This is a genomic window from Pseudomonas sp. ANT_H4 (assembly GCF_008369295.1).
Lineage (GTDB): Bacteria > Pseudomonadota > Gammaproteobacteria > Pseudomonadales > Pseudomonadaceae > Aquipseudomonas.
This window is the reverse complement of sequence record NZ_VOBG01000001.1, coordinates 67601-93557: the sequence shown is the minus strand read 5'-3', so window position 1 is coordinate 93557 and position 25957 is coordinate 67601. Positions and strand designations below refer to the sequence as shown.

General features: G+C 60.5%; 23 protein-coding genes and 1 pseudogene. 18 read left to right on the top strand and 6 right to left on the bottom strand.

Annotated features, from left to right (window positions below):
- Positions 1-15: 15 nt before the first annotated feature.
- From FQ182_RS00420 to FQ182_RS00410, 3 genes are read right to left on the bottom strand one after another with little or no spacing between them, the layout of a single operon-like run.
- Positions 16-432: a DUF3010 family protein gene (locus FQ182_RS00420; protein WP_149413413.1), complete on the bottom strand. Its 417-nt coding sequence runs from the start codon at positions 430-432 to the stop codon at positions 16-18.
- A 58-nt stretch (positions 433-490) separates the two neighbouring features.
- Positions 491-736 (bottom strand): hypothetical protein, encoded by a 246-nt coding sequence (locus tag FQ182_RS00415; RefSeq protein WP_149413414.1) that lies wholly within the window; start codon positions 734-736, stop codon positions 491-493.
- An 18-nt stretch (positions 737-754) separates the two neighbouring features.
- Positions 755-1159, bottom strand: coding sequence for a lysozyme inhibitor LprI family protein (locus FQ182_RS00410; RefSeq protein ID WP_133102353.1), 405 nt, complete (start codon positions 1157-1159; stop codon positions 755-757).
- 221 nt (positions 1160-1380) lie between these two features.
- Between FQ182_RS00410 and FQ182_RS00405 the strand changes: the two genes are divergently transcribed.
- The 6 genes from FQ182_RS00405 to FQ182_RS00375 all read left to right on the top strand — a co-directional run bounded on the left by FQ182_RS00405 (position 1381) and on the right by FQ182_RS00375 (position 9187).
- A complete protein-coding gene (locus FQ182_RS00405; RefSeq protein ID WP_133102352.1) occupies positions 1381-2358 on the top strand; it encodes a dipeptidase in 978 nt (325 codons plus the stop codon).
- 64 nt (positions 2359-2422) lie between these two features.
- The gene (locus FQ182_RS00400; RefSeq protein WP_149413415.1) at positions 2423-2953 is read left to right on the top strand and encodes a DUF5943 domain-containing protein; all 531 of its coding nucleotides are present in this window, start codon (positions 2423-2425) and stop codon (positions 2951-2953) included.
- Positions 2954-2968: 15 nt separating this feature from the next.
- The gene (dgcA, locus tag FQ182_RS00395) at positions 2969-5029 is read left to right on the top strand and encodes a dimethylglycine demethylation protein DgcA (protein ID WP_149413416.1); all 2061 of its coding nucleotides are present in this window, start codon (positions 2969-2971) and stop codon (positions 5027-5029) included.
- Positions 5030-5237: 208 nt separating this feature from the next.
- Positions 5238-7181 carry a dimethylglycine demethylation protein DgcB gene (gene dgcB, locus FQ182_RS00385; protein WP_149413417.1) on the top strand — a complete coding sequence of 648 codons (1944 nt, stop codon included), beginning with the start codon at positions 5238-5240 and terminating at the stop codon, positions 7179-7181.
- Positions 7181-8401, top strand: a complete 1221-nt coding sequence (locus FQ182_RS00380; RefSeq protein ID WP_149413418.1) for an electron transfer flavoprotein subunit alpha/FixB family protein — start codon at positions 7181-7183, stop codon at positions 8399-8401. The genes dgcB and FQ182_RS00380 overlap by 1 nt, the downstream gene beginning before the upstream one ends.
- Positions 8402-8416: 15 nt before the next feature.
- A complete protein-coding gene (locus FQ182_RS00375) occupies positions 8417-9187 on the top strand; it encodes an electron transfer flavoprotein subunit beta (RefSeq protein ID WP_149413419.1) in 771 nt (256 codons plus the stop codon).
- A gap of 857 nt (positions 9188-10044) precedes the next feature.
- Here FQ182_RS00375 and gbcA read toward each other — a convergent pair.
- Positions 10045-11340, bottom strand: a complete 1296-nt coding sequence (gene gbcA / locus FQ182_RS00370; RefSeq protein ID WP_149413481.1) for a glycine-betaine demethylase subunit GbcA — start codon at positions 11338-11340, stop codon at positions 10045-10047.
- 283 nt (positions 11341-11623) lie between these two features.
- Here gbcA and gbcB point away from each other — a divergent pair, with 283 nt between their 5' ends.
- Complete coding sequence (gene gbcB / locus FQ182_RS00360; protein WP_149413420.1) at positions 11624-12724, top strand: glycine-betaine demethylase subunit GbcB; 1101 nt, start codon at positions 11624-11626, stop codon at positions 12722-12724.
- 83 nt (positions 12725-12807) lie between these two features.
- On the opposite strand, the gene FQ182_RS00355 is transcribed toward gbcB, so the two are convergent.
- On the bottom strand, positions 12808-13848 hold the full coding sequence (locus tag FQ182_RS00355; RefSeq protein WP_149413421.1) for a low specificity L-threonine aldolase: 1041 nt from the start codon (positions 13846-13848) through the stop codon (positions 12808-12810).
- A gap of 90 nt (positions 13849-13938) precedes the next feature.
- Between FQ182_RS00355 and FQ182_RS00350 the strand changes: the two genes are divergently transcribed.
- The 9 genes and pseudogenes from FQ182_RS00350 to fdhA all read left to right on the top strand — a co-directional run bounded on the left by FQ182_RS00350 (position 13939) and on the right by fdhA (position 23791).
- Positions 13939-14667, top strand: a complete 729-nt coding sequence (locus FQ182_RS00350; RefSeq protein ID WP_149413482.1) for a TraX family protein — start codon at positions 13939-13941, stop codon at positions 14665-14667.
- A gap of 17 nt (positions 14668-14684) precedes the next feature.
- Positions 14685-14774 (top strand): annotated as a pseudogene (locus FQ182_RS30640) (outer membrane lipoprotein carrier protein LolA); the annotation flags it as partial.
- Between the two features lie 159 nt (positions 14775-14933).
- Entirely contained in the window at positions 14934-16187 is a 1254-nt protein-coding gene (gene glyA / locus FQ182_RS00345; RefSeq protein ID WP_133102345.1) for a serine hydroxymethyltransferase, read from the top strand.
- A 22-nt stretch (positions 16188-16209) separates the two neighbouring features.
- Positions 16210-17460 carry a sarcosine oxidase subunit beta gene (locus FQ182_RS00340; protein WP_133102516.1) on the top strand — a complete coding sequence of 417 codons (1251 nt, stop codon included), beginning with the start codon at positions 16210-16212 and terminating at the stop codon, positions 17458-17460.
- Between the two features lie 14 nt (positions 17461-17474).
- Positions 17475-17777 (top strand): sarcosine oxidase subunit delta, encoded by a 303-nt coding sequence (locus FQ182_RS00335; RefSeq protein WP_149413422.1) that lies wholly within the window; start codon positions 17475-17477, stop codon positions 17775-17777.
- Entirely contained in the window at positions 17774-20791 is a 3018-nt protein-coding gene (locus tag FQ182_RS00330) for a sarcosine oxidase subunit alpha (RefSeq protein ID WP_149413423.1), read from the top strand. Before FQ182_RS00335 ends, FQ182_RS00330 begins: the two co-directional genes overlap by 4 nt.
- A 27-nt stretch (positions 20792-20818) precedes the next feature.
- Entirely contained in the window at positions 20819-21451 is a 633-nt protein-coding gene (locus FQ182_RS00325) for a sarcosine oxidase subunit gamma (RefSeq protein WP_149413424.1), read from the top strand.
- A 188-nt stretch (positions 21452-21639) separates the two neighbouring features.
- Positions 21640-22497 carry a formyltetrahydrofolate deformylase gene (gene purU, locus FQ182_RS00315; protein ID WP_149413425.1) on the top strand — a complete coding sequence of 286 codons (858 nt, stop codon included), beginning with the start codon at positions 21640-21642 and terminating at the stop codon, positions 22495-22497.
- Between the two features lie 94 nt (positions 22498-22591).
- On the top strand, positions 22592-23791 hold the full coding sequence (fdhA, locus tag FQ182_RS00310; RefSeq protein ID WP_149413426.1) for a formaldehyde dehydrogenase, glutathione-independent: 1200 nt from the start codon (positions 22592-22594) through the stop codon (positions 23789-23791).
- 98 nt (positions 23792-23889) lie between these two features.
- Here fdhA and FQ182_RS00305 read toward each other — a convergent pair whose 3' ends face one another.
- Entirely contained in the window at positions 23890-24348 is a 459-nt protein-coding gene (locus tag FQ182_RS00305; protein ID WP_149413427.1) for an anti-sigma factor domain-containing protein, read from the bottom strand.
- Between the two features lie 313 nt (positions 24349-24661).
- Here FQ182_RS00305 and FQ182_RS00300 point away from each other — a divergent pair, with 313 nt between their 5' ends.
- Together FQ182_RS00300 and FQ182_RS00295 are read left to right on the top strand one after the other, a co-directional pair.
- Positions 24662-25231, top strand: a complete 570-nt coding sequence (locus FQ182_RS00300; RefSeq protein ID WP_149413428.1) for a DUF2780 domain-containing protein — start codon at positions 24662-24664, stop codon at positions 25229-25231.
- 179 nt (positions 25232-25410) lie between these two features.
- On the top strand, positions 25411-25911 hold the full coding sequence (locus tag FQ182_RS00295; protein WP_149413429.1) for an ATP-dependent zinc protease: 501 nt from the start codon (positions 25411-25413) through the stop codon (positions 25909-25911).
- The last annotated feature ends 46 nt before the right edge of the window (positions 25912-25957 follow it).

The window sequence follows — 25957 nt, the reverse complement described above, 5'->3', positions numbered from 1 at the left end:
AAATAGCGGTGGGGCTTATTTCTTCACCAGCGCTGAACACGCTGTTTTAAACGCTTCATGCTGATACTTGTTCAGGGTCGCTGGCAGGGCGAAGTCGTGTTTCTTGTTTTGCGCGTTGATAGTCTGCGGCGACAGCAACGTTACCTCGCAGCCTTCCAGCAGCTGAAATATGCCTTCAATCTTGAAGGTGGTCGGGCCGCCGGCGAACTCGCCTTTCTTGCTGCGCTTCTTGATGGCGATACGGGTGATGCCGTTGTCGCGGATAAAAGCGGCCACTTGGGTGGCGAAGGCTTTGACGTTGGCCGCTTCATCGTCGTCTTCGAGGGCAATTTTTTTGGTGGCCAGGGCGATGTGGTTCAGTGTTTGGCTGTCCAGGGAGGCGACGGCGATGATGGCTTCGCTGCCTTTGATTTCGATGCCGCAGATGTTCATGGAGTCGCCTTGGAAAGGGTGGAGAGGCCGCGAATGGTCGCGCACCTTGGGATCAGGGTCAAAGCTTTCGACGGGCGGCTGCCATCAGGCTCAGGCACGCAGCCGCCAGGGCCAGTGCCGTCATCAGCGCACCCATCAACGGCGTCATTTCCAGTCTGTCCTTGGCAATCACCACACCACCCAGCGCGGCGCCCAAGGCCACGCCCAGCTCCCTGGACAATAACGGCAAAATTCCGCCTACCAGGTTTTCATCGATACTGGCCACGAAGGCAGCGAGGGCGAGCAGATAGATGCGTGGGTTCATGGGGGTCGCATATCCTGCTTATTCCTGCCCGATCGACTCCAAAAACTCCGACCGCTGGTCGCTCATCCTGGCCAGGCAGTCATTCTGCACAATGGCATAAGCCTTGGTCCCAGGCACGGCCGGGAAGGTGTCCACCGCGCAATCGGCGTCCCGCAGCTTCTGCCATTTTTGCTGGGCGTCGGCAAGGCGGGCGGTGATGTCGGCCAGTTTTGCCTTGTCGCTGCCATACAGAGGACGCATGCGCTCCTCCAGCAGGCTTTGGTAGTTGTCCTTGAGCAGTTGCTCGGCGGTGGTTTTGTTGTAGGTGGCGCATTCCAGGGTTTGCTGGTCGTTTTCTATGCCGTCGCAGGGCGTGCTGTCGGGGTCTTCTGCCGCCTGCACGCCGGTTGCGATGAGTGCCAAAGCCAGGAAAATCGATTTCATTGCGCCGTCTCATATCAGGTGATGCGGGGAATTCTGGCTCAAGCGTAAGACAAAGAACAGTCGCCAGTCAGACATGTCATAGCACCCTTTGTCGTGGATTGACGCTTTCGGCAATTCCCCTGTCGTTTTTGCACCCGGCTCCGTCAGCCCCTGGGCATATGCTGGCCCCAAAGCGCCGGCAGACGATTCGGCGCATGAATCGCCAAAAAGGGGACAGCCTGATGAGCCCAGCCGAACTGCACGCCGACAGCATCGTTATCGACGGGCTGATCATTGCCAAGTGGAACCGCGACCTGTTCGAAGACATGCGCAAGGGCGGCCTGACCGCCGCCAACTGCACAGTCTCGGTGTGGGAAGGCTTCCAGGCCACGATCAACAACATCGTCGCCAGCCAGACCCTGATCCGCGAGAACAGCGACCTGGTGATCCCGGTGAAAACCACCGCCGATATCCGCCGCGCCAAGGAACAGGGCAAGACCGGCATCATTTTCGGCTTCCAGAACGCCCATGCCTTTGAAGACCAACTCGGCTACGTCGAGATCTTCAAGCAGCTGGGCGTTGGCGTGGTGCAGATGTGCTACAACACCCAGAATCTGGTGGGCACCGGCTGCTACGAGCGCGACGGCGGCCTGTCGGGCTTTGGTCGTGAGATCGTCGCCGAGATGAACCGCGTCGGCATCATGTGCGACCTGTCTCACGTCGGCTCCAAGACCAGCGAAGAGGTTATCCTCGAGTCGAAAAAACCGGTGTGCTACTCCCACTGCCTGCCGTCGGGCCTTAAAGAGCACCCGCGCAACAAGTCCGATGAAGAACTCAAGTTCATTGCCGACCATGGCGGCTTTGTTGGCGTGACCATGTTTGCGCCGTTCCTGGCCAAGGGCATTGATTCGACCATCGACGATTACGCCGAAGCCATCGAATACACCATGAACATCGTCGGCGAAGACGCCATCGGCATTGGCACCGACTTCACCCAGGGTCATGGCCAGGATTTCTTTGAAATGCTGACCCATGACAAGGGCTACGCCCGCCGCCTGACCAGCTTCGGCAAGATCATCAACCCGCTGGGCATCCGCACCGTGGGCGAGTTCCCCAACCTGACCGAGACATTGCTCAAGCGCGGCCATCCTGAGCGCGTGGTGCGCAAGATCATGGGCGAGAACTGGGTCAGCGTCCTCAAGGATGTCTGGGGCGAATAAGCCCGCCTCTAAACAACGATCCCGTAGCACGACAACACAACGAATTTTCTGGAGTTAAGTTTCCATGGCCAAGATCGCCCCTCAATTGCCTATCGAAGTCGACAGCGAAACCGGTGTCTGGACCTCTGACGCCCTGCCGATGCTCTACGTGCCACGGCACTTTTTCGTCAACAACCACATGGGCATCGAAGAAGTTCTGGGCGCTGACGCTTACGCCGAAATCCTCTACAAGGCCGGCTACAAATCTGCCTGGCACTGGTGTGAAAAAGAAGCTGAATGCCACGGCCTGGAAGGTGTTGCGGTGTTCGAGCATTACATGAAACGCCTGTCGCAGCGCGGCTGGGGCTTGTTCAAGATCCAGGACATCGATCTCGACAAGGGCACCGCCAGCGTAACGCTTGCGCACTCGGCGTTTGTCTACGTGTACGGCAAGGTCGGGCGCAAGGTCGACTACATGTTCACCGGCTGGTTTGCCGGCGCCATGGACCAGATCCTGCAAGCGCGCGGCAGCAAAATTCGCACCGTGGCTGAACAGGTCTACGGCGGCTCCGAAGAGGGCCACGACGACGGCCTGTTCACCGTCAAGCCGTTGTAAGTCGAGGACCCTGCCATGGCTTTCGAAGCAATGTTTGCGCCGATCCAGATCGGCAAACTGACCATCCGCAACCGCGTGCTCAGTACCGCCCACGCCGAGGTGTATGCCACCGACGGCGGCATGACCACCGACCGCTATGTGAAGTATTACGAAGAGAAAGCCAAGGGCGGGATCGGCCTGGCGATCTGCGGCGGTTCTTCCAGTGTCGCCATCGACAGCCCACAAGGCTGGTGGAGGTCGGTGAACCTGGCCGATGACCGGATCATCCCGCACTTCCAGAACCTGGCCGATGCCATGCACAAGCATGGCGCCAAGATCATGATCCAGATTACCCACATGGGCCGTCGCTCGCGTTGGGATGGCGAGCATTGGCCGACGCTGCTGTCGCCGTCAGGCATCCGTGAACCGGTGCACCGCGCTACCTGCAAAACCATCGAGCCGGAAGAAATCTGGCGAGTGATCGGTAACTACGCCAGCGCTGCGGCACGGGCCAAGGCCGGTGGCCTGGACGGCGTGGAGCTGTCGGCAGTGCACCAGCACATGATCGACCAGTTCTGGAGCCCACGGGTTAACAAGCGCACCGACGAATGGGGCGGCAGCTTTGAAAATCGCATGCGCTTCGGCCTTGAAGTATTGAAGGCTGTGCGCGCTGAAGTAGGGCCGGATTTTTGCGTCGGCATTCGTTTGTGTGGCGATGAGTTTCACCCGGATGGCCTGTCCCACGAGGACATGAAACAGATCGCCAAGTACTACGACGACACCGGCATGCTCGACTTTATCGGTGTGGTCGGCTCGGGCTGCGACACCCACAACACCCTGGCCAACGTTATCCCCAACATGAGTTATCCACCGGAGCCATTCCTGCACTTGGCGGCCGGGATCAAGGAAGTGGTCAAGGCTCCAGTGCTGCACGCGCAAAACATCAAGGACCCGAATCAGGCGACCCGCATCCTGGAAGGCGGCTACGTGGACATGGTCGGCATGACCCGCGCCCACATCGCCGACCCGCATTTGATCGCCAAGATCAAGATGGGCCAGGTCGACCAGATCAAACAGTGCGTCGGCGCCAACTACTGCATCGACCGCCAATATCAGGGCCTGGACGTGTTGTGCATCCAGAACGCCGCCACTTCCCGTGAATACATGGGTGTGCCGCATATCATCGAAAAATCCACCGGAGTGAAACGCAAAGTGGTGGTAGTCGGTGCCGGCCCTGCCGGGATGGAAGCCGCCCGCGTTGCCGCTGAACGTGGTCACGACGTAACCCTGTTCGAGAAGAAAGAGTTTATCGGTGGGCAAATCACCACCGCCTCGAAAGCGCCGCAACGGGACCAGATTGCCGGGATCACCCGCTGGTTCCAGCTGGAACTGGCGCGGCTGAACGTCGACTTGCGCCTGGGCGTTGCGGCGGATGCGGCGACCATCCTCGACCTGCATCCGGACGTGGTGGTGTTGGCGGTTGGCGGTCATCCGTTTCTGGAGCAGAACGAACATTGGGGCGCAGCCGAAGGCTTGGTAGTCAGCAGTTGGGACGTGCTCGATGGCAAGGTAGCGCCGGGCAAGAACGTGCTGGTGTACGACACCATTTGCGAGTTCACCGGTCTGTCGGTGGCGGACTTCTTGGCCGACAAGGGCAGCCAGGTGGAGATTGTCACTGACGATATCAAGCCGGGCGTGGCCGTCGGTGGCACGTCGTTCCCGACTTACTACCGCAGCCTATACCCCAAGGAAGTGATCATGACCGGCGACATGATGCTGGAAAAGGTCTACCGCGAGGGCGACAAGCTGGTGGCGGTACTGGAGAACGAATACACAGGCGCCAAGGAAGAGCGGGTGGTCGATCAGGTGGTGGTCGAGAACGGCGTGCGCCCGGATGAAGAAATCTACTACGCACTCAAGCCAGGCTCGCGCAACAAGGGCCAGATGGACATCGAAGCCTTGTTCGCGATCAAGCCGCAACCGTGCCTGAGCGAGGCGGGTGAGGGGTACTTGCTGTTCCGCATTGGTGACTGTGTGGCCCAGCGTAATACCCACGCCGCCATCTACGATGCCCTGCGCCTGTGCAAGGATTTCTAAAGGATTGCCACGCTCACCCTGTGGCGAGGGGGCTTGCCCCCGTTCGGCTGCGAAGCAGTCGTAAACCGGTCAATGCGGTTTTCCTGATACACCGCGCTGGCTGATTTGGGGCCGCTTCGCAGCCCAACGGGGGCAAGCCCCCTCGCCACAAGTAGGTGCAGGCTTTCACCGGCCTGCACATGACCCCGAGGTCTTTGGGAGCTTCACCATGTTGAACACCCTTCTTCCCATCCTGCTCTTTGCTGCCCTGGGCCTTGCCGTCCTCGGCGCGCTACGGCGGGGGAACATGTGGCGACGCGGCCGTTCGTCCAAGGTCGACTTGATCGGCGGCCTGCTGGCTATGCCCAAGCGCTACATGGTCGACCTGCACCATGTGGTCGCCCGCGATAAGTACATCGCCAACACCCACGTCGCCACAGCGTTGGGCTTTGTGCTGTCGGCGCTGCTGGCGATCCTGGTGCATGGTTTCGGCCTGCATAACCGTATCCTCGGCTACGCCTTGTTGCTGGCCTCGGTGTTGATGTTCGTCGGCGCGAGCTTTGTCTACCTGCGCCGTCGCAACCCGCCATCGCGCCTGTCGAAAGGCCCGTGGATGCGCTTGCCGAAAAGCCTGATGGCGTTCTCGGTGAGCTTCTTCCTGGTGACCCTGCCAGTGGCCGGGATTCTGCCTGCCGATTTCGGCGGCTGGCTGCTGGCGGCTCTGCTCGGCCTGGGCGTGCTGTGGGGCGTATCGGAAATGTTCTTCGGCATGACCTGGGGCGGGCCGATGAAACATGCCTTCGCCGGTGCCTTGCACCTGGCCTGGCACCGTCGCGCCGAGCGCTTTGGCGGTGGCCGTTCCACTGGCTTGAAACCTTTGGATCTGACCGATAAAACCGCGCCGCTGGGCGTGGAAAAACCCAAGGATTTCACCTGGAACCAGCTGCTGGGTTTCGATGCCTGCGTGCAGTGCGGCAAGTGCGAAGCCGCCTGCCCGGCGTTCGCCGCCGGCCAACCGTTGAACCCGAAAAAACTCATCCAAGACATGGTCGTCGGCCTGGCCGGCGGCACCGACGCGAAGTTCGCCGGCAGCCCGTACCCAGGCAAGCCAGTAGGCGTACACAGCGGCAACCCCCATCAACCGATCGTCAATGGCCTGGTGGACGCTGAGACCCTATGGTCCTGCACCACCTGCCGCGCCTGCGTGGAAGAGTGCCCGATGATGATCGAGCACGTGGACGCCATCGTCGACATGCGCCGCTACCTCACCCTGGAAAAGGGCGCGACGCCGAACAAGGGCGCCGAAGTCCTGGAAAACCTGATTGCCACCGACAACCCTGGGGGCTTTGCCCCTGGTGGGCGGATGAATTGGGCGGCGGATTTGAACCTGCCGCTGCTCAGCGACAAGAAAACCACCGACGTGCTGTTTTGGGTCGGCGACGGTGCCTTCGACATGCGCAACCAGCGCACCCTGCGCGCCTTTGTCAAAGTGCTGAAAGCGGCCAAGGTCGACTTCGCGGTGCTGGGCCTTGAAGAGCGCGACAGCGGCGATGTGGCCCGTCGTCTGGGCGATGAAGCGACCTTCCAGTTGTTGGCCGCGCGCAATATCCAGACCCTGGCCAAATACAGCTTCAAGCGCATCGTTACCTGCGATCCCCACAGTTTTCATGTGCTGAAAAACGAATACGGCGCCTTCGATGGCAACTACCTCGTCCAGCACCACAGCACCTACATGGCCGAGCTGATTGACGCTGGCGCCCTTAACCTGGGCCAGCACAAAGGTAACAGCGTGACCTATCACGACCCGTGCTATCTGGGCCGCTACAACGGCGAGTACGAGGCGCCGCGCCAAGTGCTGCGGGCGCTGGGGGTCGAGGTCAAGGAAATGCAACGCTCGGGCTTTCGTTCGCGCTGCTGCGGTGGCGGTGGCGGTGCGCCGATTACTGATATTCCCGGCAAACAGCGGATTCCCGATATGCGCATGGAAGACATCCGCGAAACCGGCGCCGAGCTGGTGGCCGTGGGTTGTCCACAGTGCACAGCGATGTTTGAAGGTGTCGTCGAACCTCGCCCATTGATCAAAGACATCGCCGAGCTGGTGGCCGACGCCTTGCTGGAAGACGCTGCGCCTGCCAAATCACCGATCAAGCGCGAACCCGTGGAGGTGCATTGATGAGCGACATTATCCGCCGCGACCCACGGGCCGAATGGATCGCCCGTAACCGCCTGCACCCGCTGCACGCGGCGATGCAGCCGGTACAACACAGTTGGATGGGGCCCAACGGGGTCATCCGCAAGAACGTGCATGGCGTCGGGTTTATCGGCCCCAACGGCATCAAGCGCATCGACCGCAGTGGCGCCCAGCAAGGCGGCGCGGCCAAGCGTTCGGCGGCGGTGCAAGTGCAATTGCCGCTGCATCAGGTGGCTGCACCTGCGTTCTACATCAACGTGGTGCCGGACATGGTCGGCGGCCGCCTGAGCAGCCACGACCGCGACTTGCTGGGCCTGGCCCGGCAGTTGGCCGGCAACGACGGTGCGGTGTTGGCTGTGGTGTTTGGCGAACATAAGGAAAACGCTTTTGCCACAGCGGGTGTCGACCGACTACTGGTGCTGGAAGGTCATGAATTCGACGGTTATTCACCGGAGCAAAGGGTCCAGGGCCTGCGGGCTGTGGATAACCAGTTCAACCCGCGCCATTGGTTGCTGCCTGACAGCCGAACCGGTGGCGGTGAACTGGGCCGACGGTTTGCCGCGAGCCTCAAGGAACGCCCGGCAACGCGCGTGTGGCAGATCAAGGGCCAGGAGTGTATCGGCCGCGCCGGAGCTGGTCAGGAAGACCTGGCGAGACCACTGCCACGAATGATTTTGGCCGCAGTGGAGTGCGCCGAACCCGTCAGCGAAACACGTCACGAAGTATTGCCCGTGGAGTTATCCGCAAGCCTGGCGCGCAGCTTGCCGCGTATCGAAGATCTTGGCGCGGTGGCGGTGGACCCGGCAGCGATTCCCATGGCTGAGGCAGAATTTATTTTCTCCGGTGGCAACGGGGTCAAGGATTGGGCGCTGTTCCACCAGGCCGCAGCTGCTCTGGGCGCTACCGAAGGCGCGTCGCGGGTGGCGGTGGACGACGGCTTTATGGCCCGTGATCGCCAGGTTGGCGCCAGCGGCACTTGGGTCACTGCGCGGGTGTACGTGGCCGTGGGGATCTCCGGGGCGATCCAGCACCTGCAAGGCATCGGTGCCTGCGACAAGGTGGTGGCGATCAATCTCGACCCCGGTTGCGACATGATCAAGCGTGCCGACTTGTCGGTGATCGGCGAAAGCGCCGCGATTCTGCAAGCCTTGATCGTTGCGGTCGAGGCCTACCGCAACGGCGCCAAGCGCGATGCGGCTTAAGCAAAGGATATGGCCATGACAACCAACGTAATCAGCCTGGTGTCCATCGGCGCCCACCCGACTTCAGGCCGGCCACGCCGGGCTGAACAGGATGCCCGCGCCGTGGAACTGGGGTTGCAGCTGGCTGGGAATAACCTGCAAGTGCTGCATGCCGGTGATATTGCGGAACCCACCCTGCGCGCCTACCTGGGCATGGGATTGGAACAGCTGCATGTGCTGGAACAACCCGCTGGCGCTGACACACTGCCAGCCCTCAGCGATTACCTGCGCGATGCTGGCGCCCAGGTGGTGCTGACCGGCAGCCAGGCGGAGACCGGTGAAGGTTCCGGGATGTTGCCGTTCCTGCTGGCCGAGCAACTGGGCTGGCCGCTGATTGTCGGCCTGGCCCTGGTGGAGTCCATCGACGGTGGCGTGGCCCATGTGCTGCAAGCGCTGCCCCGTGGCCAGCGGCGGCGCCTGAAGGTGCGTTTGCCGTTTCTTGCCACGGTGGATAACGCTGCGCCCAAACCACGGCAAAGTGCCTATGGCCCGGCCCAGCGCGGGTTGCTGGAAGCTCACGAGGTGCAGGTGCTGGACGATGAGTTATTCTCAGGTGCTGTGCTGCAACCGGCGAAGCCTCGGCCCAAGCGCTTGAAGGTGATCAAGGCCAAGAGCGGTGCAGATCGCATGAAGGCGGCGACGGCCAAGGCCAGCGGTGGCGGTGGGCAGGTGCTCAAGGGTGTCAGCCCCGAAGACGGCGCCCAAGCCATTCTCAAGCTGCTGATCGAGGAAGGAGTCGTTCGCTAAGCCCTCCTCTGTAGGAGCGAGCTTGCTCGCGAAGAACCTGAGACCTGCGCGTTAAACCTGACACGCTGCGTTATCGTTGACGTTCTTCGCGAGCAAGCTCGCTCCTACAGGAGATTTGTGGGGTTACCCACAATCTCTGTTGGCCGAGCTGTGGATAACCTGTTCGCGGTTGTCCGCACCCCATGTAAATCAAGCCCTGTAGCCCTCTGTACGAAAAATAACCAACCTAACTGACGGTTTTTCCTTGGGTTTTTCTGTGGATAAGGAAAATGTCCAGCGCAGAGTTGCCCCAAAGTCTGTTGGTGCTTCTGTGGATAAGATGTTTGCTATCCACTACAGCCCTTATAGATAAAGGCTTTCAGTGATCTGATCAAAATATGATCAAAATCGTCATTTCAGCTTGAATCTCCTCTCAACGCCTCGATTTTTCGAGGCAGTGGACGGTTTTCCACAGATAGACCAAAGTTGCCCCCAAAGTCTGTTGGCGCTTCTGTGGATAAGGTGTTCGCGTTCCTCTGTAGGCCATATGAAACGTGGCGCTCAGGCTTTAGATCAAAAAATGATCAATATTGGATAAAATCCATAACTTTGAATAAGTCACGGATTTTCTTGAGTTTATTTCGAGAGAAAAGCGCAGTTGCCCACAATTACTGTGGGTGGCTCTGTGGATAAGTTGTTAGGGGATGGCTGGAGGGCGGGGCGGTTAAGGGCTTCAAGGCTGTCGGTTGATTTTTGTACAGCGAGGGCTTCTGTAGGAGCAAGCTTGCTCGCGATGGACGCTAACGATGACGCGGGCATCCTGAGTGAATGCGGCGCTCTCAAGTCCTTCGCGAGCAAGCTCGCTCCTACAAGCGGTTTTATTCGTGCACAGCAACGCCTTTCAAGTACGGCGCCGGCGCCGCCCCCAGGTTGCTCAGCATCCGCTCGCTGTACCAATCCACAAAGTTCACCACACCAAACTCATAGGTCTTGGAATACGGCCCAGGCTGGTACGCCGTGGAGTTGATCCCGCGTTGGTTCTCTTCCGCCAGACGACGGTCCTGGTTGTTGGTGGCGTCCCACACCTGGCGCATGCGGTCGACGTCGTAGTCCACGCCTTCCACAGCATCCTTGTGGACGATCCACTTGGTGGTGACCATGGTTTCCTGGGCACTGATCGGCCACACGGTGAAGACGATGATGTGATCGCCCATGCAGTGGTTCCACGAGTGGGGCAGGTGCAGGATGCGCATCGAACCGAGGTCTGGGTTCTGGATGCGGCCCATCAGCTTCTTGCAGCCTTGCTTGCCGTCGAGGGTCATGGACACGGTGCCCTTGAGCAGCGGCATGCGCACGATACGGTTACGCAAGCCGAAGCTGGCGTGGGCGTAAGGGATCTTCTCGGCATCCCAGGCAGCGGCCGAGGCGGCAACGTGGTCCTTGAACGCTTGGTCGGCCCGTGGGTCGGTGACGTCGTCCCATTCCAGCAGGCTTTTCAACAGTTCCGGGTGCGAGGCGTTGCAGTGGTAGCACTCGCGGTTGTTTTCCAACACCAGCTTCCAGTTGGCTTTTTCGACCAAGGTGGTGGTAATCGCCACCTTGGTGTTTTCCATGTCGTAGGGTTCCATGTAATGGCTCAGGGTCGACAGGAAGTCGTCGATGGCCGGTGGGTTCTGCGACAGGCTGATAAAGATATAACCGCCAGCGGTCTTCACGCTTACCGGCTTGAGGCCGTACTGCTTCATGTCGAAGTCGGCGCCCATCTCGGTGCCAGCGAACAGCAGGCGGCCGTCCAGCTCATAGGTCCACTGGTGGTAATGGCAGACCAGCTTGGCCACCTTGCCCTTGTCGCTGGTGCACAAGCGCGAACCGCGGTGGCGGCAGACGTTGTGAAAGGCATGCACCACGCCGTCGGCGCCGCGAATGACGATGATCGGGTTCTTGCCCACTTGCAGGGTGATGTAGTTGCCCTTGCTGGGGATTTCGCAGGTCATGCCGGCGATCAACCACTCTTTCTGGAAGATCTCCTGCATATCGATATCGAACAGCCGCTCATCAGAGTAAAACGGCTGCGGCAGCGAAAAGGTGCGCTCGCGCTCTTGCAACATGTGCGCGGTGGCCTTGCGTGCGGGTTCCAGCGGATCGCCCAAGCTTAAGGTTGCGGTGACGTCCATCGTGTGTGTCCTCATGGCCATTCTGGGTGGCCGGCGAAAGTGGCTACGGTTAGTGCTGCGCAAGGCGTAAAGAAAGCGTCTTTATGTGGAGCGAGTGTGGGGCCGGCGCTGTCCGCAACCTTATCCATTAGCGACATGGCCCACTCTGTTCCCGACGTGCAACCCCCGTGGTATGGGGCTGGTCGCGATAAGTATGTGAATGTCGCAGATAGGTAAATGGGTGGTTCGCGCGTTACGCAGAATCGCCACCATCAGGCCGAGCACACGGCTAAGGAGAACAAGCATGTCCAACAGCTTCCTGAATCCGGTCACCACCCAGACCTGGGCCAATGGTCGGCACATCGTCCGTTGCGTCAAAGTCATCCAGGAAACCTGGGACGTGCGCACCTTCTGCTTTATGGCCGACCAGCCGGTCCTGTTCTTTTTCAAGCCCGGGCAGTTCGTCACCCTGGAGTTGGAAATCGACGGCCAGCCGATCATGCGCTCCTACACCATTTCCAGTTCACCGTCGGTGCCCTACAGCTTTTCGGTGACCATCAAGCGCGTACCGGGCGGCAGGGTTTCCAACTGGTTGCACGATACCCTGCACGAAGGCCAGGAGCTGGCGGTGCACGGGCCGGTCGGGCTGTTCAACGCCATCGATTTCACCAACCCGAAAGTGCTGTATCTGAGCGGTGGCGTGGGTATCACCCCGGTGATGTCCATGGCGCGCTGGTATTACGACACCAACGCCAATGTCGACATGGTGTTTGTCCACAGTGCCCGTTCACCGAAAGACATCATTTACCACCGCGAGCTGGAGCACATGGCGTCGCGGATCGACAACTTCAGCCTGCATCTGATTTGCGAAAAACACGGATTGGGCGAGCCCTGGGCCGGCTATCGCGGTTACCTGAATCAGAAAATGCTCGAACTGATGGTGCCAGACTTCCTGGAGCGGGAAGTCTTCTGCTGCGGGCCCACGCCGTACATGAACGCAGTCAAGCGCTTGCTGGAAGTCAACGGCTTCGACATGAGCCGCTACCACGAGGAATCCTTCGGTGCGACGCCACCGGAAGCCCGGGCCGACGCGGTGGAGCAAGCCGAACAAGCGGCGGATGCACCGGAAATCGCCCTGGCGGATCTGCATCAGGTGGAGTTCATTTCTTCCGGCAAGAGCATACGCGTGGCACCGGGCGAGACTGTTCACGCCGCTGCGGCCAAGCTCGGCCTGCTGATCCCCAAAGCTTGCGGCATGGGGATTTGCGGGACCTGCAAGGTGATGAAGCTGGGCGGCGAAGTCGAGATGGAGCACAACGGCGGGATCACCGAGGAAGATGAAGCTGAAGGCTACATCCTGTCGTGCTGCAGCGTGCCAAAAGGCGACGTACGTATCGAGTTCTAAACGCTAAGTTGTGCACAAACACTTGTGGCGAGCAGGCAAGCCCGCTCGCCACAGAGGCCAGTTTTACCCTGTGTATCAGCGTCTCAGGCGCCCATCACTTCCCGAATATCCGCCGCCAGTTCCCGCACGCGATCTTCTTCGGTATCCCACGCGCACATGAACCGCGCGCCGCCCTTGCCGATAAAGGTGTAGAAACGCCAGCCCTTGGCCGTCAGCGCGGCGATGGCCGGCTCCGAGAGTTGCAGGAACACGCCGTTGGCCTGCACCGGGAACATCAATTCAACGCCAGGAATGTCCGCCACCAGGCTGCTGAGCAGTTGCGCGCAGTGGTTGGCATGGCGGGCGTGTTTGAGCCAGGCGTCGTTTTCCAGCAGGCCGACCCATGGCGCGGAGAGGAAGCGCATCTTCGACGCCAGTTGCCCAGCCTGTTTGCAGCGATAGTCGAAGTCTTCGGCCAGTTTGTGGTTGAAGAACAGGATAGCCTCACCCACGGCCATGCCGTTCTTGGTACCGCCAAAGCACAGCACGTCGACGCCGGCTTTCCAGGTCAGGTCCGCAGGCGAGCAGCCGAGGAACGCGCAGGCGTTGGAGAAGCGCGCGCCGTCCATGTGCAGGTTCAGCCCCAGTTCCTTGCAGGTGACGCTGATGGCGCGGATTTCTTCCGGGGTGTAGACGCTGCCGACTTCGGTGGCTTGGGTGAGGGTCACAACGCGTGGTTTTGGATAGTGGATATCCTGGCGCTTGAGGGCGATCTCGCGGATCGACTCAGGCGTCAACTTGCCGTTTTCAGTGCGGGCGGTGAGCAGCTTGGAACCGTTGGAGAAAAACTCCGGCGCGCCGCATTCGTCGGTTTCGACGTGGGCGGTTTCCGAGCAAATCACGCTATGGTAGCTCTGGCACAGTGAAGACAGCGCCAGGGAGTTGGCCGCCGTGCCGTTGAAGGCGAAGAATACTTCGCAGTCGGTTTCGAATAGTTTGCGGAAACCGTCGGCGGCGCGGTGGGTCCACTCATCATCGCCATAGGCGCGCTGATGGCCCTGGTTGGCCAGTTCCATCGCGGCCCAGGCTTCAGGGCAGATGCCGGAATAGTTGTCGCTGGCGAATTGTTGGCTCTTGTCGGTCATGGCCCATTCCTGTGGTCGATGTTGGTGCGCACTTTAACCAAGATTGTCGAGGGTGCGCACGCACTGTTAATGCAAAGTCTTTGGGGAATTATGCACGGTACTGAAACGATTCCTGTAAGCCGCGTCCGCAATGGCGCTCTCGATCTGCTCAAGTGGCTGGCGCTGCTGAGTATGGTGCTGGATCACCTGCGGTATGTCGGTTTGAACCTGGATGGACTGTATGTGCCAGGGCGCTTGGCGTTCCCGTGGTTCTGCCTGGCGATTGCGGTGAATTTGCATAGGGTCGGGAATGCGCCGGTGACGGGGCAGTGGCGATACTTGGGTTGGTTGTTGCTGTTCAGTGTGATCAGTGAGGTGCCGTATCGGATGTTCATCGTCGATGCGGACACTCTCAACGTGCTGCCGACTCTGGCGCTGGGGTTGCTGGTTGCCCGAGGATGGCAGCAGAAGGCGATCATGGATAGAGGATTGGCGCTGATCGCTCTTGTTTTGGCGGCTGTTTTCTCGACGCAACTGATGTTCGGCTTCTTTGGCGTGTTACTGCCGTTGGCGATGCTATTGGTGTTTCGTCGGCCCTGGTATTTCAGCGTGCTGCCGGGGCTGGTGTGTCTAGCGGCCAATCAATGGCAGATCCTGCTCAATAGCGGCAATGTCGTCGCCCTGTCGGGATTGGCGACATGCCTGATTGCGCCATTGGCCGGGCTTGTCCTGTTGCGACATGCCGGACACGTCTCACCGCCCGCCATGCGGCGCTGGGCGTATGCCCTCTATCCGTTGCATTTCCTCCTGTTATTACTCGTCCGTCAGATCATCGCCTGACCCCTGTAGGCGCGAGCTTGCTCGCGAAAAACGTCAACGATAACGCGGGCTGCCTGATTGAACGCGGCGCCCTCAGGTTTTTCGCGAGCAAGCTCGCTCCTACAGTTTGTCAGCCCCCCCAATAGCATTTGCTCAACCCATGTCGTAAACGCACCTTTGCGTGGCGTCCGTAGGCATTTGGTCTGTCTGCACCAGCCCTACCATCGCATCAAAGGGCGCTGCCGCGTGCACGGGCCTCAACAAGACGAAATGCTGGGAGAGACGCGATGTTCAGCAAGCAAGACCAGATCCAGGGTTATGACGATGCACTGCTGGCGGCCATGAATGCCGAGGAGCAGCGTCAGGAAGATCATATCGAGCTGATCGCGTCAGAGAACTACACCAGCAAGCGTGTCATGCAAGCCCAGGGCAGCGGCCTGACCAATAAATACGCCGAAGGTTATCCGGGCAAGCGCTACTACGGCGGCTGCGAGCATGTGGACAAGGTCGAAGCCCTGGCCATCGAACGCGCCAAGCAGCTGTTCGGCGCCGATTACGCCAACGTCCAGCCGCACTCCGGCAGCCAGGCCAACGCCGCAGTGTTCCTCGCCCTGCTGCAAGCCGGCGACACCGTGCTGGGCATGAGCCTGGCCCATGGCGGCCACTTGACCCACGGCGCCAAGGTCAGCTTCTCCGGCAAGCTCTACAACGCCGTGCAGTACGGCATCGATACCGACACCGGGCTGATCAACTACGACGAAGTCGAACGCCTGGCGGTCGAGCATCAGCCGAAAATGATCATCGCCGGGTTCTCCGCTTATTCGAAGACCCTAGATTTCCCACGCTTTCGCCAGATCGCTGACAAGGTGGGCGCCTACCTGTTCGTCGACATGGCCCACGTTGCCGGTTTGGTCGCTGCTGGCCTGTACCCGAACCCGCTGCCTTACGCCGACGTGGTCACCACCACCACCCACAAGACCCTACGCGGTCCTCGTGGCGGCCTGATCCTCGCCAAAGCCAACGAAGAGCTGGAAAAGAAATTCAACTCAGCCGTTTTCCCCGGTGGCCAGGGTGGGCCGCTTATGCACGTGATCGCCGGCAAGGCCGTGTGCTTCAAGGAAGCCCTGGAGCCCGGCTTCAAGACCTATCAACAGCAAGTGATCGACAACGCCCAGGCCATGGCCGGTGTGTTTATCAAACGCGGCTACGATGTCGTGTCCGGCGGTACCGATAACCACCTGTTTCTGGTCAGCCTGATCCGTCAGGGCCTTACCGGCAAAGAGGCGGACGCCGCCCTCGGTCGTGCCCACATCACCGTCAACAAGAACGCCGTGCCTAACGACCCGCAGTCGCCGTTCGTGACCTCGGGCCTGCGCATCGGCACCCCGGCGGTGACTACTCGCGGTTTCAAAGTGACCCAGTGCCTCACGCTTGCCGGCTGGATCTGCGACATTCTCGACAACCTCGGCGACGCCGATGTCGAGGCCAACGTCGCCAAGCATGTGTCCGCCCTGTGCGCTGATTTCCCGGTTTATCGCTGAGCGCGGTTTTGGAGTAATGACTATGCAACGCTACTCGGGCTTCGGCCTCTTCAAACACTCACTCAGCCATCACGAAAACTGGCAGAAAATGTGGCGTACACCGACCCCGAAAAAGGTCTACGACGTGGTCATCGTCGGCGGTGGCGGGCATGGTCTGGCGACTGCCTATTACTTGGCGAAAGAGCACGGCATCACCAACGTGGCCGTGGTCGAGAAAGGCTGGCTGGGCGGTGGTAACACCGCGCGCAACACCACCATCGTGCGCTCCAACTACCTGTGGGACGAGTCGGCGCACCTGTACGAACACGCGATGAAACTGTGGGAAGGCCTGTCCCAGGACCTGAACTACAACGTGATGTTCTCCCAGCGCGGCGTCTACAACCTGTGCCATACCTTGCAGGACATCCGTGATTCCGAGCGCCGCGTCAGCGCCAACCGCCTCAACGGCGTCGACGGTGAATTGCTCAATGCCAAACAGGTAGAGGACGAGATCCCGTACCTCGATTGCTCAAAAAACACCCGTTATCCGGTACTGGGCGCCACCGTCCAGCGTCGCGGCGGCGTGGCCCGTCACGATGCCGTGGCCTGGGGCTTTGCCCGTGCTGCTGATGCCCTCGGCGTGGACCTGATCCAGCAAACCGAAGTGATCGGTTTTCGCAAGGAAAACGGTGTGTGCATTGGCGTCGAAACCAACAAAGGCTTTATCGGCGCCAAGCGCGTTGGCGTAGTGACTGCCGGTAACTCCGGGCACATGGCCGGCCTCGCGGGTTTTCGCCTGCCGATCGAATCCCACCCGCTGCAAGCGCTGGTGTCGGAGCCGATCAAGCCCATCATCGACAGCGTGATCATGTCCAACGCCGTGCACGGCTACATCAGCCAGTCCGACAAGGGCGACCTGGTGATTGGCGCCGGTATCGACGGCTACAACGGCTACGGCCAGCGCGGTTCGTACCCAGTGATCGAACACACCATCCAGGCCATCGTCGAGATGTTCCCGGTGTTGTCCCGCGTGCGCATGAACCGTCAGTGGGGCGGCATCGTCGACACCACGCCGGACGCCTGCCCGATCATCTCCAAGACGCCAGTGCCGAACATGTTCTTCAACTGCGGTTGGGGCACCGGTGGTTTTAAAGCGACTCCAGGCTCGGGCAACGTATTTGCCGCCAGCCTCGCCAAGGGTGAAATGCACCCGTTGGCGGCTCCATTCTCCATCGACCGTTTCCACAACGGTGCGCTGATCGACGAACACGGCGCTGCGGCCGTCGCCCACTAACAGGAGAAATTCCTATGTTGCATATCTTCTGTCCTCACTGTGGCGAACTGCGCTCCGAAGAGGAATTCCACGCCTCCGGCCAAGCGCATATTCCGCGCCCGCTGGACCCCAATACCTGCACCGACGAGCAGTGGGGCGACTACATGTTCTTTCGCGATAACCCCCGTGGCCTGCACCATGAGTTGTGGATTCACGCCGCCGGTTGCCGCCAGTATTTCAACGCCACCCGCGACACCGTCACCTACGAAATTCTTGAAACCTACAAGATTGGCAGCAAGCCGCAATTCACCGCCAAGGCTTCTGGAGGTAAGGTATGAGCCAGATCAATCGCCTGTCCAACGGTGGCCGGATCGACCGCAACAAAGTCTTGAGCTTCACCTTCAACGGCCAGAGCTATAAAGGCTTTGAAGGCGATACCCTGGCCGCAGCCCTGCTGGCCAACGGCGTCGACGTCATTGGTCGCAGCTTCAAGTATTCGCGTCCGCGCGGCATCTTCGCTGCCGGTGCGGAAGAGCCCAACGCCGTGCTGCAGATTGGCGCTACCGAAGCCACGCAAATCCCTAACGTGCGTGCCACGCAACAGGCGCTTTACCAAGGCCTGGTCGCCACCAGCACCAACGGCTGGCCGAGCGTCAATAACGACGTGATGGGCATTCTCGGCAAGGTCGGCGGCAAGCTGATGCCGCCGGGTTTCTACTACAAAACCTTCATGTACCCGCAATCGTTCTGGATGACCTACGAGAAGTACATTCGTAAGGCGGCAGGTCTTGGTCGCTCGCCGACCGAGAACGATCCGGACACCTACGACTACATGAACCGTCACTGCGACGTGCTGATTGTCGGCGCTGGCCCTGCGGGTCTGTCTGCTGCCTTGGCCGCCGCCCGTAGTGGTGCCCGTGTGATCATTGCCGATGAGCAGGAAGAGTTCGGCGGCACGCTGCTGGATTCGCGCGAAAGCCTCGACGGCAAGCCGGCGGCCGAATGGGTTGCCAGCGTGATCGCCGAACTGAAATCCTTGCCGGACGTGCTGCTGCTGCCTCGCGCCACGGTCAACGGCTACCACGACCATAACTTCCTGACCATTCACGAGCGCCTTACCGATCACCTCGGCGACCGCGCACCGATTGGCCAGGTACGCCAGCGTATCCACCGCATCCGCGCCAAGCGCGTGGTACTGGCGACGGGTGCCTGTGAGCGTCCGCTGGTCTACGGCAACAACGATGTGCCGGGCAATATGCTGGCAGGTGCAGTCTCGACTTACGTGCGCCGTTACGGCGTGGCACCGGGCAAAAAGCTGGTGCTGTCCACCAACAACGATCACGCCTACCGCGTCGCGCTGGACTGGCTTGATGCCGGCCTTGCAGTGGTGGCTGTGGCCGACGCTCGCCACAACCCACGCGGCGCGTTGGTTGAAGAAGCACGCGCCAAAGGTATTCGCATCCTCACCGGCAGCGCCGTGATCGAAGCCCGTGGCAGCAAGCACGTTACTGGCGTCCGTGTGGCGGCGATTGACGTCAAGGCCCACAAAGTTACCAGCCCCGGCGAGTGGCTGGATTGCGACCTGGTGGCCAGTTCCGGCGGCTACAGCCCGGTGGTTCACCTGGCCTCGCACCTGGGTGGCAAGCCGACCTGGCGTGAAGATATCCTCGGCTTTGTACCGGGCGAAGCACCGCAAAAACGCGTGTGCGTCGGCGGCATCAACGGTGTCTACGGCCTCGGTGATTCCCTGGCGGACGGTTTTGAAGGCGGCGTGCGCGCAGCCAGCGAAGAGGGTTTCCAGCCGGTGGAAGGCGTGTTGCCCAAAGCCCTGACCCGTCTGGAAGAACCGACGTTGGCGCTGTTTCAGGTGCCTCATGAGAAAACCACCGCACGGGCGCCGAAGCAATTCGTCGACCTGCAAACCGATGTGACCGCCGCCGCCATCGAACTGGCGACCCGCGAAGGTTTCGAGTCGGTAGAGCACGTAAAACGCTACACCGCACTGGGTTTCGGCACCGACCAGGGCAAACTGGGCAACGTCAACGGTCTGGCGATTGCCGCTCGCTCGCTGAATGTGACCATCGCGCAAATGGGCACCACGATGTTCCGCCCCAACTACACACCGGTGACTTTCGGCGCGGTAGCAGGCCGTCACTGTGGGCACATCTTTGAACCGGTGCGCTACACCGCGCTGCAAGCCTGGCACGTGAAAAACGGCGCCGAGTTTGAAGACGTCGGCCAGTGGAAGCGCCCGTGGTACTTCCCGCGCAACGGTGAAGACCTGCACGCAGCGGTGAAACGCGAATGCCTGGCCGTGCGCGATAGCGTCGGCCTGCTGGACGCGTCGACGCTGGGCAAGATCGACATTCAAGGCCCGGATGCCCGCGAGTTCCTCAACCGCATCTACAGCAACGCTTGGACCAAGCTCGACGTGGGTAAGGCCCGCTACGGCCTGATGTGCAAGGAAGACGGTATGGTCTTCGATGACGGCGTTACTGCCTGCCTCGCCGACAACCACTTCCTGATGACCACCACCACCGGCGGCGCTGCGCGCGTGCTGCAATGGCTGGAAATCTACCAACAGACCGAGTGGCCAGACCTCAAGGTGTACTTCACTTCGGTCACCGACCACTGGGCGACCATGACCCTGTCCGGGCCCAACAGCCGCAAGCTGCTGGCTGAAGTCACTGACATCGACCTGGACAAGGACGGCTTCCCGTTCATGACCTGGAAGGAAGGCCTGGTAGGCGGCGTGCCAGCGCGGGTGTTTCGTATCTCGTTTACCGGTGAACTCTCCTACGAGATCAACGTGCAGGCCGACTACGCCATGGGCGTGCTGGAGCAGATCGTCGAAGCCGGCAAGCAGTACAACCTGACCCCGTACGGCACCGAGACCATGCACGTGCTGCGGGCCGAGAAGGGTTTCATCATCGTTGGGCAAGACACCGACGGTTCGATGACCCCCGACGACCTGAACATGGGCTGGTGTGTCGGCCGCACCAAACCGTTCTCGTGGATCGGCTGGCGCGGGATGAACCGTGAAGATTGCGTGCGTGAAGAGCGTAAGCAACTGGTGGGTTTGAAGCCGATTGATCCGAACGTGTGGTTGCCGGAAGGCGCGCAGCTGGTGTTCGACACCAAGCAGGCGGTCCCGATGAAGATGGTCGGCCACGTCACCTCAAGTTATGCCCACAACTCCCTCGGCTATTCGTTTGCCATGGGCGTGGTCAAGGGCGGCTTGAAGCGTATCGGCGAGCGGGTTTTTGCACCGCTGGCGGATGGCAGCGTGATCGAGGCGCAGATTGTTTCTTCGGTGTTCTTTGATCCCAAGGGTGATCGTCAGAATATCTGACGCATGAATTCAAGACAGGTGCTCCATATGACCGCAGTCAACGTATACCAACAACGCCCCACCACCGGGGCCAAGGCCGAGTCGTCGCTGCACCATGCCGACCTCGCCAGCCAGGTGGGCAAGGGTCGCAAGAACGCCGGTGTGACCATCCGCGAAAAGAAACTCCTCGGCCACCTGACCATTCGTGGCGATGGCCATGACGCCGCTTTCGCTGCTGGCGTACACAAGGCCCTGGGCATCGAATTGCCAGGTGCCCTGGCCGTGATCGTCAAGGGTGAAGCCAGCCTGCAATGGCTCGGCCCGGATGAGTGGTTGCTGGTGGTGCCGAGCGGTGAAGAGTTCGCTGCCGAGAAAAGCTTGCGTGACGCATTGGGGGAGTTGCATATCCAGATCGTCAATGTCAGCGGCGGCCAGCAAATTCTGGAGCTTAGCGGCCCGAATGTGCGCGACGTGCTGATGAAATCCACCAGCTACGACGTGCATCCCGACAACTTTCCGGTGGGCAAGGCAATTGGCACGGTGTTCGCCAAGTCGCAATTGGTGATCCGCCATACCGCTGAAGACACGTGGGAGTTGGTGATTCGTCGCAGCTTCTCGGATTACTGGTGGCTGTGGTTGCAGGATGCGGCGGCGGAGTATGGCTTGAACGTCGAAGCCTGATCACATGGCTGCATAACGTTTGTGGTGAGAGGGCTGTTGTGGCGAGGGGGCTTGCCCCCGTTGGAGCGCGCAGCGGTCCCAATAAGGTCACTGCATTTTTTCTGAAAGAACCGCGTGGTTGATTTCAGGGCTGCTTCGCAGCCCAACGGGGGCAAGCCCCCTCGCCACAAAGGCCTGAGGATTCCAGTATGAGCCGCGTACCCGATACATGGATTTTGACCGCCGATTGCCCCAGCGTGCTCGGCACGGTGGACGCGGTGACCCGCTATCTGTTCGAGCAGGGCTGCTACGTCACCGAACACCACTCCTTCGATGACCGGCTCTCGGGCCGCTTCTTCATCCGCGTGGAGTTCCGCCAGCCCGACGGCTTCGATGAACAAGGCTTTCGCGATGGCCTGGTGGAGCGCGGTGAAGCCTTCGGAATGATCTTCGAACTCACCGCGCCAAACTACCGGCCCAAAGTGGTGATCATGGTCTCCAAGGCCGATCACTGCCTTAACGACTTGCTCTACCGCCAGCGTATCGGTCAGTTGTCCATGGATGTGGTCGCCGTGGTCTCCAACCACCCCGACCTCAAGCCCCTGGCCGACTGGCACCAGATCCCCTATTACCACTTCCCCCTGGACCCCAATGACAAGCCGTCGCAGGAGCGTCAGGTGTGGCAGGTGATCGAAGAGTCCGGCGCCGAGCTGGTGATTCTTGCTCGCTACATGCAAGTGCTGTCACCGGAGCTGTGCCGCAAGCTCGATGGCAAAGCCATCAACATCCATCACTCCCTGCTACCTGGTTTCAAGGGCGCCAAGCCTTATCACCAGGCCTACAACAAGGGCGTGAAACTGGTGGGCGCCACCGCGCACTACATCAATAACGACCTGGACGAAGGCCCGATCATCGCTCAGGGCGTCGAGGTGGTGGACCATAGTCACTACCCGGAAGACTTGATCGCCAAGGGACGGGACATCGAAGGCCAGACGTTGGCCAGGGCGGTGGGGTATCACATTGAACGGCGGGTGTTCTTGAACGCCAATCGCACCGTGGTGCTCTGACAAACAACACAAGAAACAGCATCTGTACCCGAGCATTTAACGCGCTGCCTGCCTGGGCAACGCGGTTCCATAACAACAACAGCGAGGTGAAAGCATGTCTGGTAATCGTGGTGTCGTGTATCTCGGCAACGGCAAGGTCGAAGTACAGAAAATCGACTATCCCAAAATGCAGGACCCCCGTGGCAGGAAGATTGAACATGCCGTCATCCTGCGCGTGGTCTCCACCAATATCTGCGGCTCCGACCAACACATGGTGCGCGGCCGCACCACGGCCCAGACTGGCCTGGTGCTGGGCCACGAGATCACGGGTGAAGTGATTGAAAAAGGTCGCGACGTCGAAAACCTGCAAATCGGCGATCTGGTCTCCGTACCGTTCAACGTCGCGTGCGGCCGTTGCCGCTCCTGCAAGGAAATGCACACGGGTGTCTGCCTCAGCGTTAACCCGGCCCGCCCAGGCGGCGCCTATGGTTATGTCGACATGGGCGACTGGACCGGCGGCCAGGCCGAATACGCCCTGGTGCCATACGCTGACTTTAACCTGCTGAAGCTGCCGGATCGCGACCGGGCCATGGAGAAAATCCGCGACCTGACTTGCCTCTCCGACATTCTCCCCACCGGCTATCACGGCGCAGTCACCGCCGGTGTCGGCCCAGGCAGCACCGTCTACGTGGCGGGTGCCGGCCCTGTCGGCCTGGCCGCAGCTGCTTCAGCCCGCCTGTTGGGCGCGGCAGTGGTGATCATCGGCGACGTCAACCCAGTCCGCCTGGCCCACGCCAAGGCCCAGGGTTTCGAAATCGCCGACCTGTCCCAGGACACCCCGCTGCACGAACAGATCGCCGCACTGCTGGGCGAGCCGGAAGTCGATTGCGCGGTGGACGCGGTGGGCTTTGAAGCTCGCGGCCACGGCCATGACGGCGTCAAGCACGAAGCCCCGGCCACCGTACTCAACTCGTTGATGGGCGTGGTGCGTGTTGCCGGCAAAATCGGCATCCCCGGCTTGTACGTCACCGAAGATCCAGGGGCCGTGGATGCCGCCGCGAAAATGGGCAGCCTGAGCATTCGCTTCGGTCTGGGTTGGGCCAAGTCCCACAGCTTCCACACCGGGCAGACGCCGGTGATGAAGTACAACCGCCAGTTGATGCAGGCGATCATGTGGGATCGCATCAAGATTGCCGACATCGTGGGCGTGGAAGTCATCAGCCTGGATGACGCGCCACGTGGTTATGGCGAGTTCGATGCGGGCGTGCCGAAGAAGTTTGTGATTGATCCGCACAAGTTGTTTAGTGCGGCGTAAACGCAAGGCAAAGAAAAGGGCGACCCGCGGGTCGCCCTTTTTGCATCAACGTAACTGTATGAGCGTTCCCACTCGGTGAACAACCAGTGGAAAGGGGCTCAGCGAATGGCCAACGCCCCCTGATACACCGTAGGCCCGGTAGGCTGCTTGCTCACCGACCCACCCTTGGTTTCCGAACTCACCATCAACTCCACCGGCCCGCTGATGGTTTCCTGCTGGCGCGGGTTGAGGCCAATGATGCCCTTGCCATCTTCCGGCAACAGCCCAAGGGAGACGGGTGTGCCGCCAGCGGGAAGTGCCCACAGCTCCAGGCTGCGGTCCGGTTCCGGTGCCGTCGAGGCAATCGGGTGGACTTCCAGGTAGTCCTTGTGGGCCATGATTTGCGCGGCCGGTTGCTGGGTGGTGCTGACCAGGGTGGCGGCGGACTTGACGCTGTCCTGGGTGTAGAGCGCGCCACCGACGCCGGCAATCACCACGACGCAGACGCCGACGAATAGACGTGAGCGAGTCCAGAAAGAGGGGTTGTGGTCAATCACGGTGGAGGAGGACTGAGTCATTAGGCTGTTCCTGACAGTGGTTGAGTGCTACGGGCGACGGCCAATGATGGCTCTTTGCTTTTGGGTGTTACGAACTTTTTCAGTACTGGATTGACCCTGATATGACTGAGGGGTTCCAGCCTTTGCTCCAATGAATACTAGCTCCAATGATGTCGTTTGGCCTTGTCTGACGTAATTCTCCCGAAAAGCCTCGATTCTGAACAAATCTGCAGGTACTGCCCGGCGCGGAACAATTCTGAGGGTGCCCAGTCAAACGCCTGCTTTCGGCTCACCCGTATGTGGGGGTGCAGCTCCTAATCCAGAGGTTGTCTCGATGAAGATTTCACACGGTGTTGCCCTGTCTTGCCTGTTGACCCTGGCTGCCAGCCCGGTGTTTGCAGCAGGCTTTAACCTTAACGACGCGGCCAACGCCATTTCCGGCATGCAGGGTGGCGATAAGGCTGCTGCCGCAGCGCCGACGTCACAAACCGCCGGTTTGCTGGGCGCCCTGACCTCGCAATTGAACGTGACCCCGGAGCAGGCTGTCGGTGGTACCGGCGCCATGTTGGGTCTGGCCAAGAATCAGCTGAGCGGTACTGACTACTCGCAACTGGGCAAGAGTGTGCCGGGCCTGGACAAGCTCTCGGGCAATAACGCACTGGGCAGCCTGGGCGCTCTGAGCGGCATGCTCGGCCAGAGCGGCGGCAGCAAGACCTCAGGCCTGGAAGGTGTGTTGGGTAATGTGAAAGACACCAATGACCTGAACACCGCGTTCAGCGCCCTGGGCATGGACAGTGGCATGGTTGGCCAGTTCGCCCCGGTGATCCTCAAGTACCTGGGTGACCAGGGCATCGGCGGTTCGTTGTTGCAAAACCTGAGCGGTATCTGGGGCGCTGGCAGCTAACGACTGTCGCGGCGTAATGCTTGGATACGCGCATCCTTTTCCATCCAGAGCTGGTTGACCCAGTTCTGGACGGTCTGGCGAAACGCAAGGGTAGTGGCAGGGTATGCTGCGTAAAGCGAACCAATTCCCCGGCTACTGTCTAAACCCCACTGCCTACTCTATCCAAGGAAATCTCCTACGTGAAAGCCATCCTTGCCCTGTTAGCCCTCGTAGCCCTGCCGGTCATGGCCGCCGAGCCCACCCTCTACGGGCGCTACGAGTACATCAAACTCCCGGAAATCGGTGAAACCTTCAAGGCCAAGATGGACACCGGCGCGCTCACTGCTTCGCTGTCGGCCCGGGACATCGAGACCTTTACCCGCGACGGCGAGGACTGGGTACGTTTCCGCCTCAGCGGCAAGGACGCCAGCAACAAGGTCTATGAGCACAAGGTCGCGCGCATCAGCAAGATCAAGAGCCGTGCCGACGAGGATGAAGACAAGGATGATGCCAGCGTTGCCAAACGCCCGGTGGTCGACCTGGAAATGTGCCTGGGCAACGTCAAGCGCACCGTCGAGGTCAACCTGACCGACCGCAGCAGCTTCAACTACCCGCTGCTGATCGGCGCCAAGGCCCTGCGTGAGTTCGGTGCCGCCGTGAACCCGGCCCGACGTTATACCGCCGACAAACCCGACTGCTGATTGACGCCGGATGAGGCATCCGGCACCGTTCACCTTTGCTCCCCAG

Bases quoted from the DNA above. Each gene is read 5' to 3' on its own strand.
- FQ182_RS00405 (WP_133102352.1), top strand. From the start codon at position 1,381: ATGAGCCCAGCCGAACTGCACGCCGACAGCATCGTTATCGACGGGCTG.
- FQ182_RS00335 (WP_149413422.1), top strand. From the start codon at position 17,475: ATGTTGCATATCTTCTGTCCTCACTGTGGCGAACTGCGCTCCGAAGAG.
- FQ182_RS00355 (WP_149413421.1), bottom strand. From the start codon at position 13,848: ATGACCGACAAGAGCCAACAATTCGCCAGCGACAACTATTCCGGCATC.
- FQ182_RS00375 (WP_149413419.1), top strand. From the start codon at position 8,417: ATGACAACCAACGTAATCAGCCTGGTGTCCATCGGCGCCCACCCGACT.
- gbcA (WP_149413481.1), bottom strand. From the start codon at position 11,340: ATGGACGTCACCGCAACCTTAAGCTTGGGCGATCCGCTGGAACCCGCA.
- FQ182_RS00350 (WP_149413482.1), top strand. From the start codon at position 13,939: ATGCACGGTACTGAAACGATTCCTGTAAGCCGCGTCCGCAATGGCGCT.
- FQ182_RS00380 (WP_149413418.1), top strand. From the start codon at position 7,181: ATGAGCGACATTATCCGCCGCGACCCACGGGCCGAATGGATCGCCCGT.
- glyA (WP_133102345.1), top strand. From the start codon at position 14,934: ATGTTCAGCAAGCAAGACCAGATCCAGGGTTATGACGATGCACTGCTG.
- FQ182_RS00305 (WP_149413427.1), bottom strand. From the start codon at position 24,348: ATGACTCAGTCCTCCTCCACCGTGATTGACCACAACCCCTCTTTCTGG.
- FQ182_RS00330 (WP_149413423.1), top strand. From the start codon at position 17,774: ATGAGCCAGATCAATCGCCTGTCCAACGGTGGCCGGATCGACCGCAAC.
- purU (WP_149413425.1), top strand. From the start codon at position 21,640: ATGAGCCGCGTACCCGATACATGGATTTTGACCGCCGATTGCCCCAGC.
- FQ182_RS00410 (WP_133102353.1), bottom strand. From the start codon at position 1,159: ATGAAATCGATTTTCCTGGCTTTGGCACTCATCGCAACCGGCGTGCAG.
- FQ182_RS00420 (WP_149413413.1), bottom strand. From the start codon at position 432: ATGAACATCTGCGGCATCGAAATCAAAGGCAGCGAAGCCATCATCGCC.
- FQ182_RS00400 (WP_149413415.1), top strand. From the start codon at position 2,423: ATGGCCAAGATCGCCCCTCAATTGCCTATCGAAGTCGACAGCGAAACC.
- fdhA (WP_149413426.1), top strand. From the start codon at position 22,592: ATGTCTGGTAATCGTGGTGTCGTGTATCTCGGCAACGGCAAGGTCGAA.
- FQ182_RS00325 (WP_149413424.1), top strand. From the start codon at position 20,819: ATGACCGCAGTCAACGTATACCAACAACGCCCCACCACCGGGGCCAAG.
- dgcA (WP_149413416.1), top strand. From the start codon at position 2,969: ATGGCTTTCGAAGCAATGTTTGCGCCGATCCAGATCGGCAAACTGACC.
- FQ182_RS00415 (WP_149413414.1), bottom strand. From the start codon at position 736: ATGAACCCACGCATCTATCTGCTCGCCCTCGCTGCCTTCGTGGCCAGT.
- FQ182_RS00340 (WP_133102516.1), top strand. From the start codon at position 16,210: ATGCAACGCTACTCGGGCTTCGGCCTCTTCAAACACTCACTCAGCCAT.
- gbcB (WP_149413420.1), top strand. From the start codon at position 11,624: ATGTCCAACAGCTTCCTGAATCCGGTCACCACCCAGACCTGGGCCAAT.
- FQ182_RS00300 (WP_149413428.1), top strand. From the start codon at position 24,662: ATGAAGATTTCACACGGTGTTGCCCTGTCTTGCCTGTTGACCCTGGCT.
- dgcB (WP_149413417.1), top strand. From the start codon at position 5,238: ATGTTGAACACCCTTCTTCCCATCCTGCTCTTTGCTGCCCTGGGCCTT.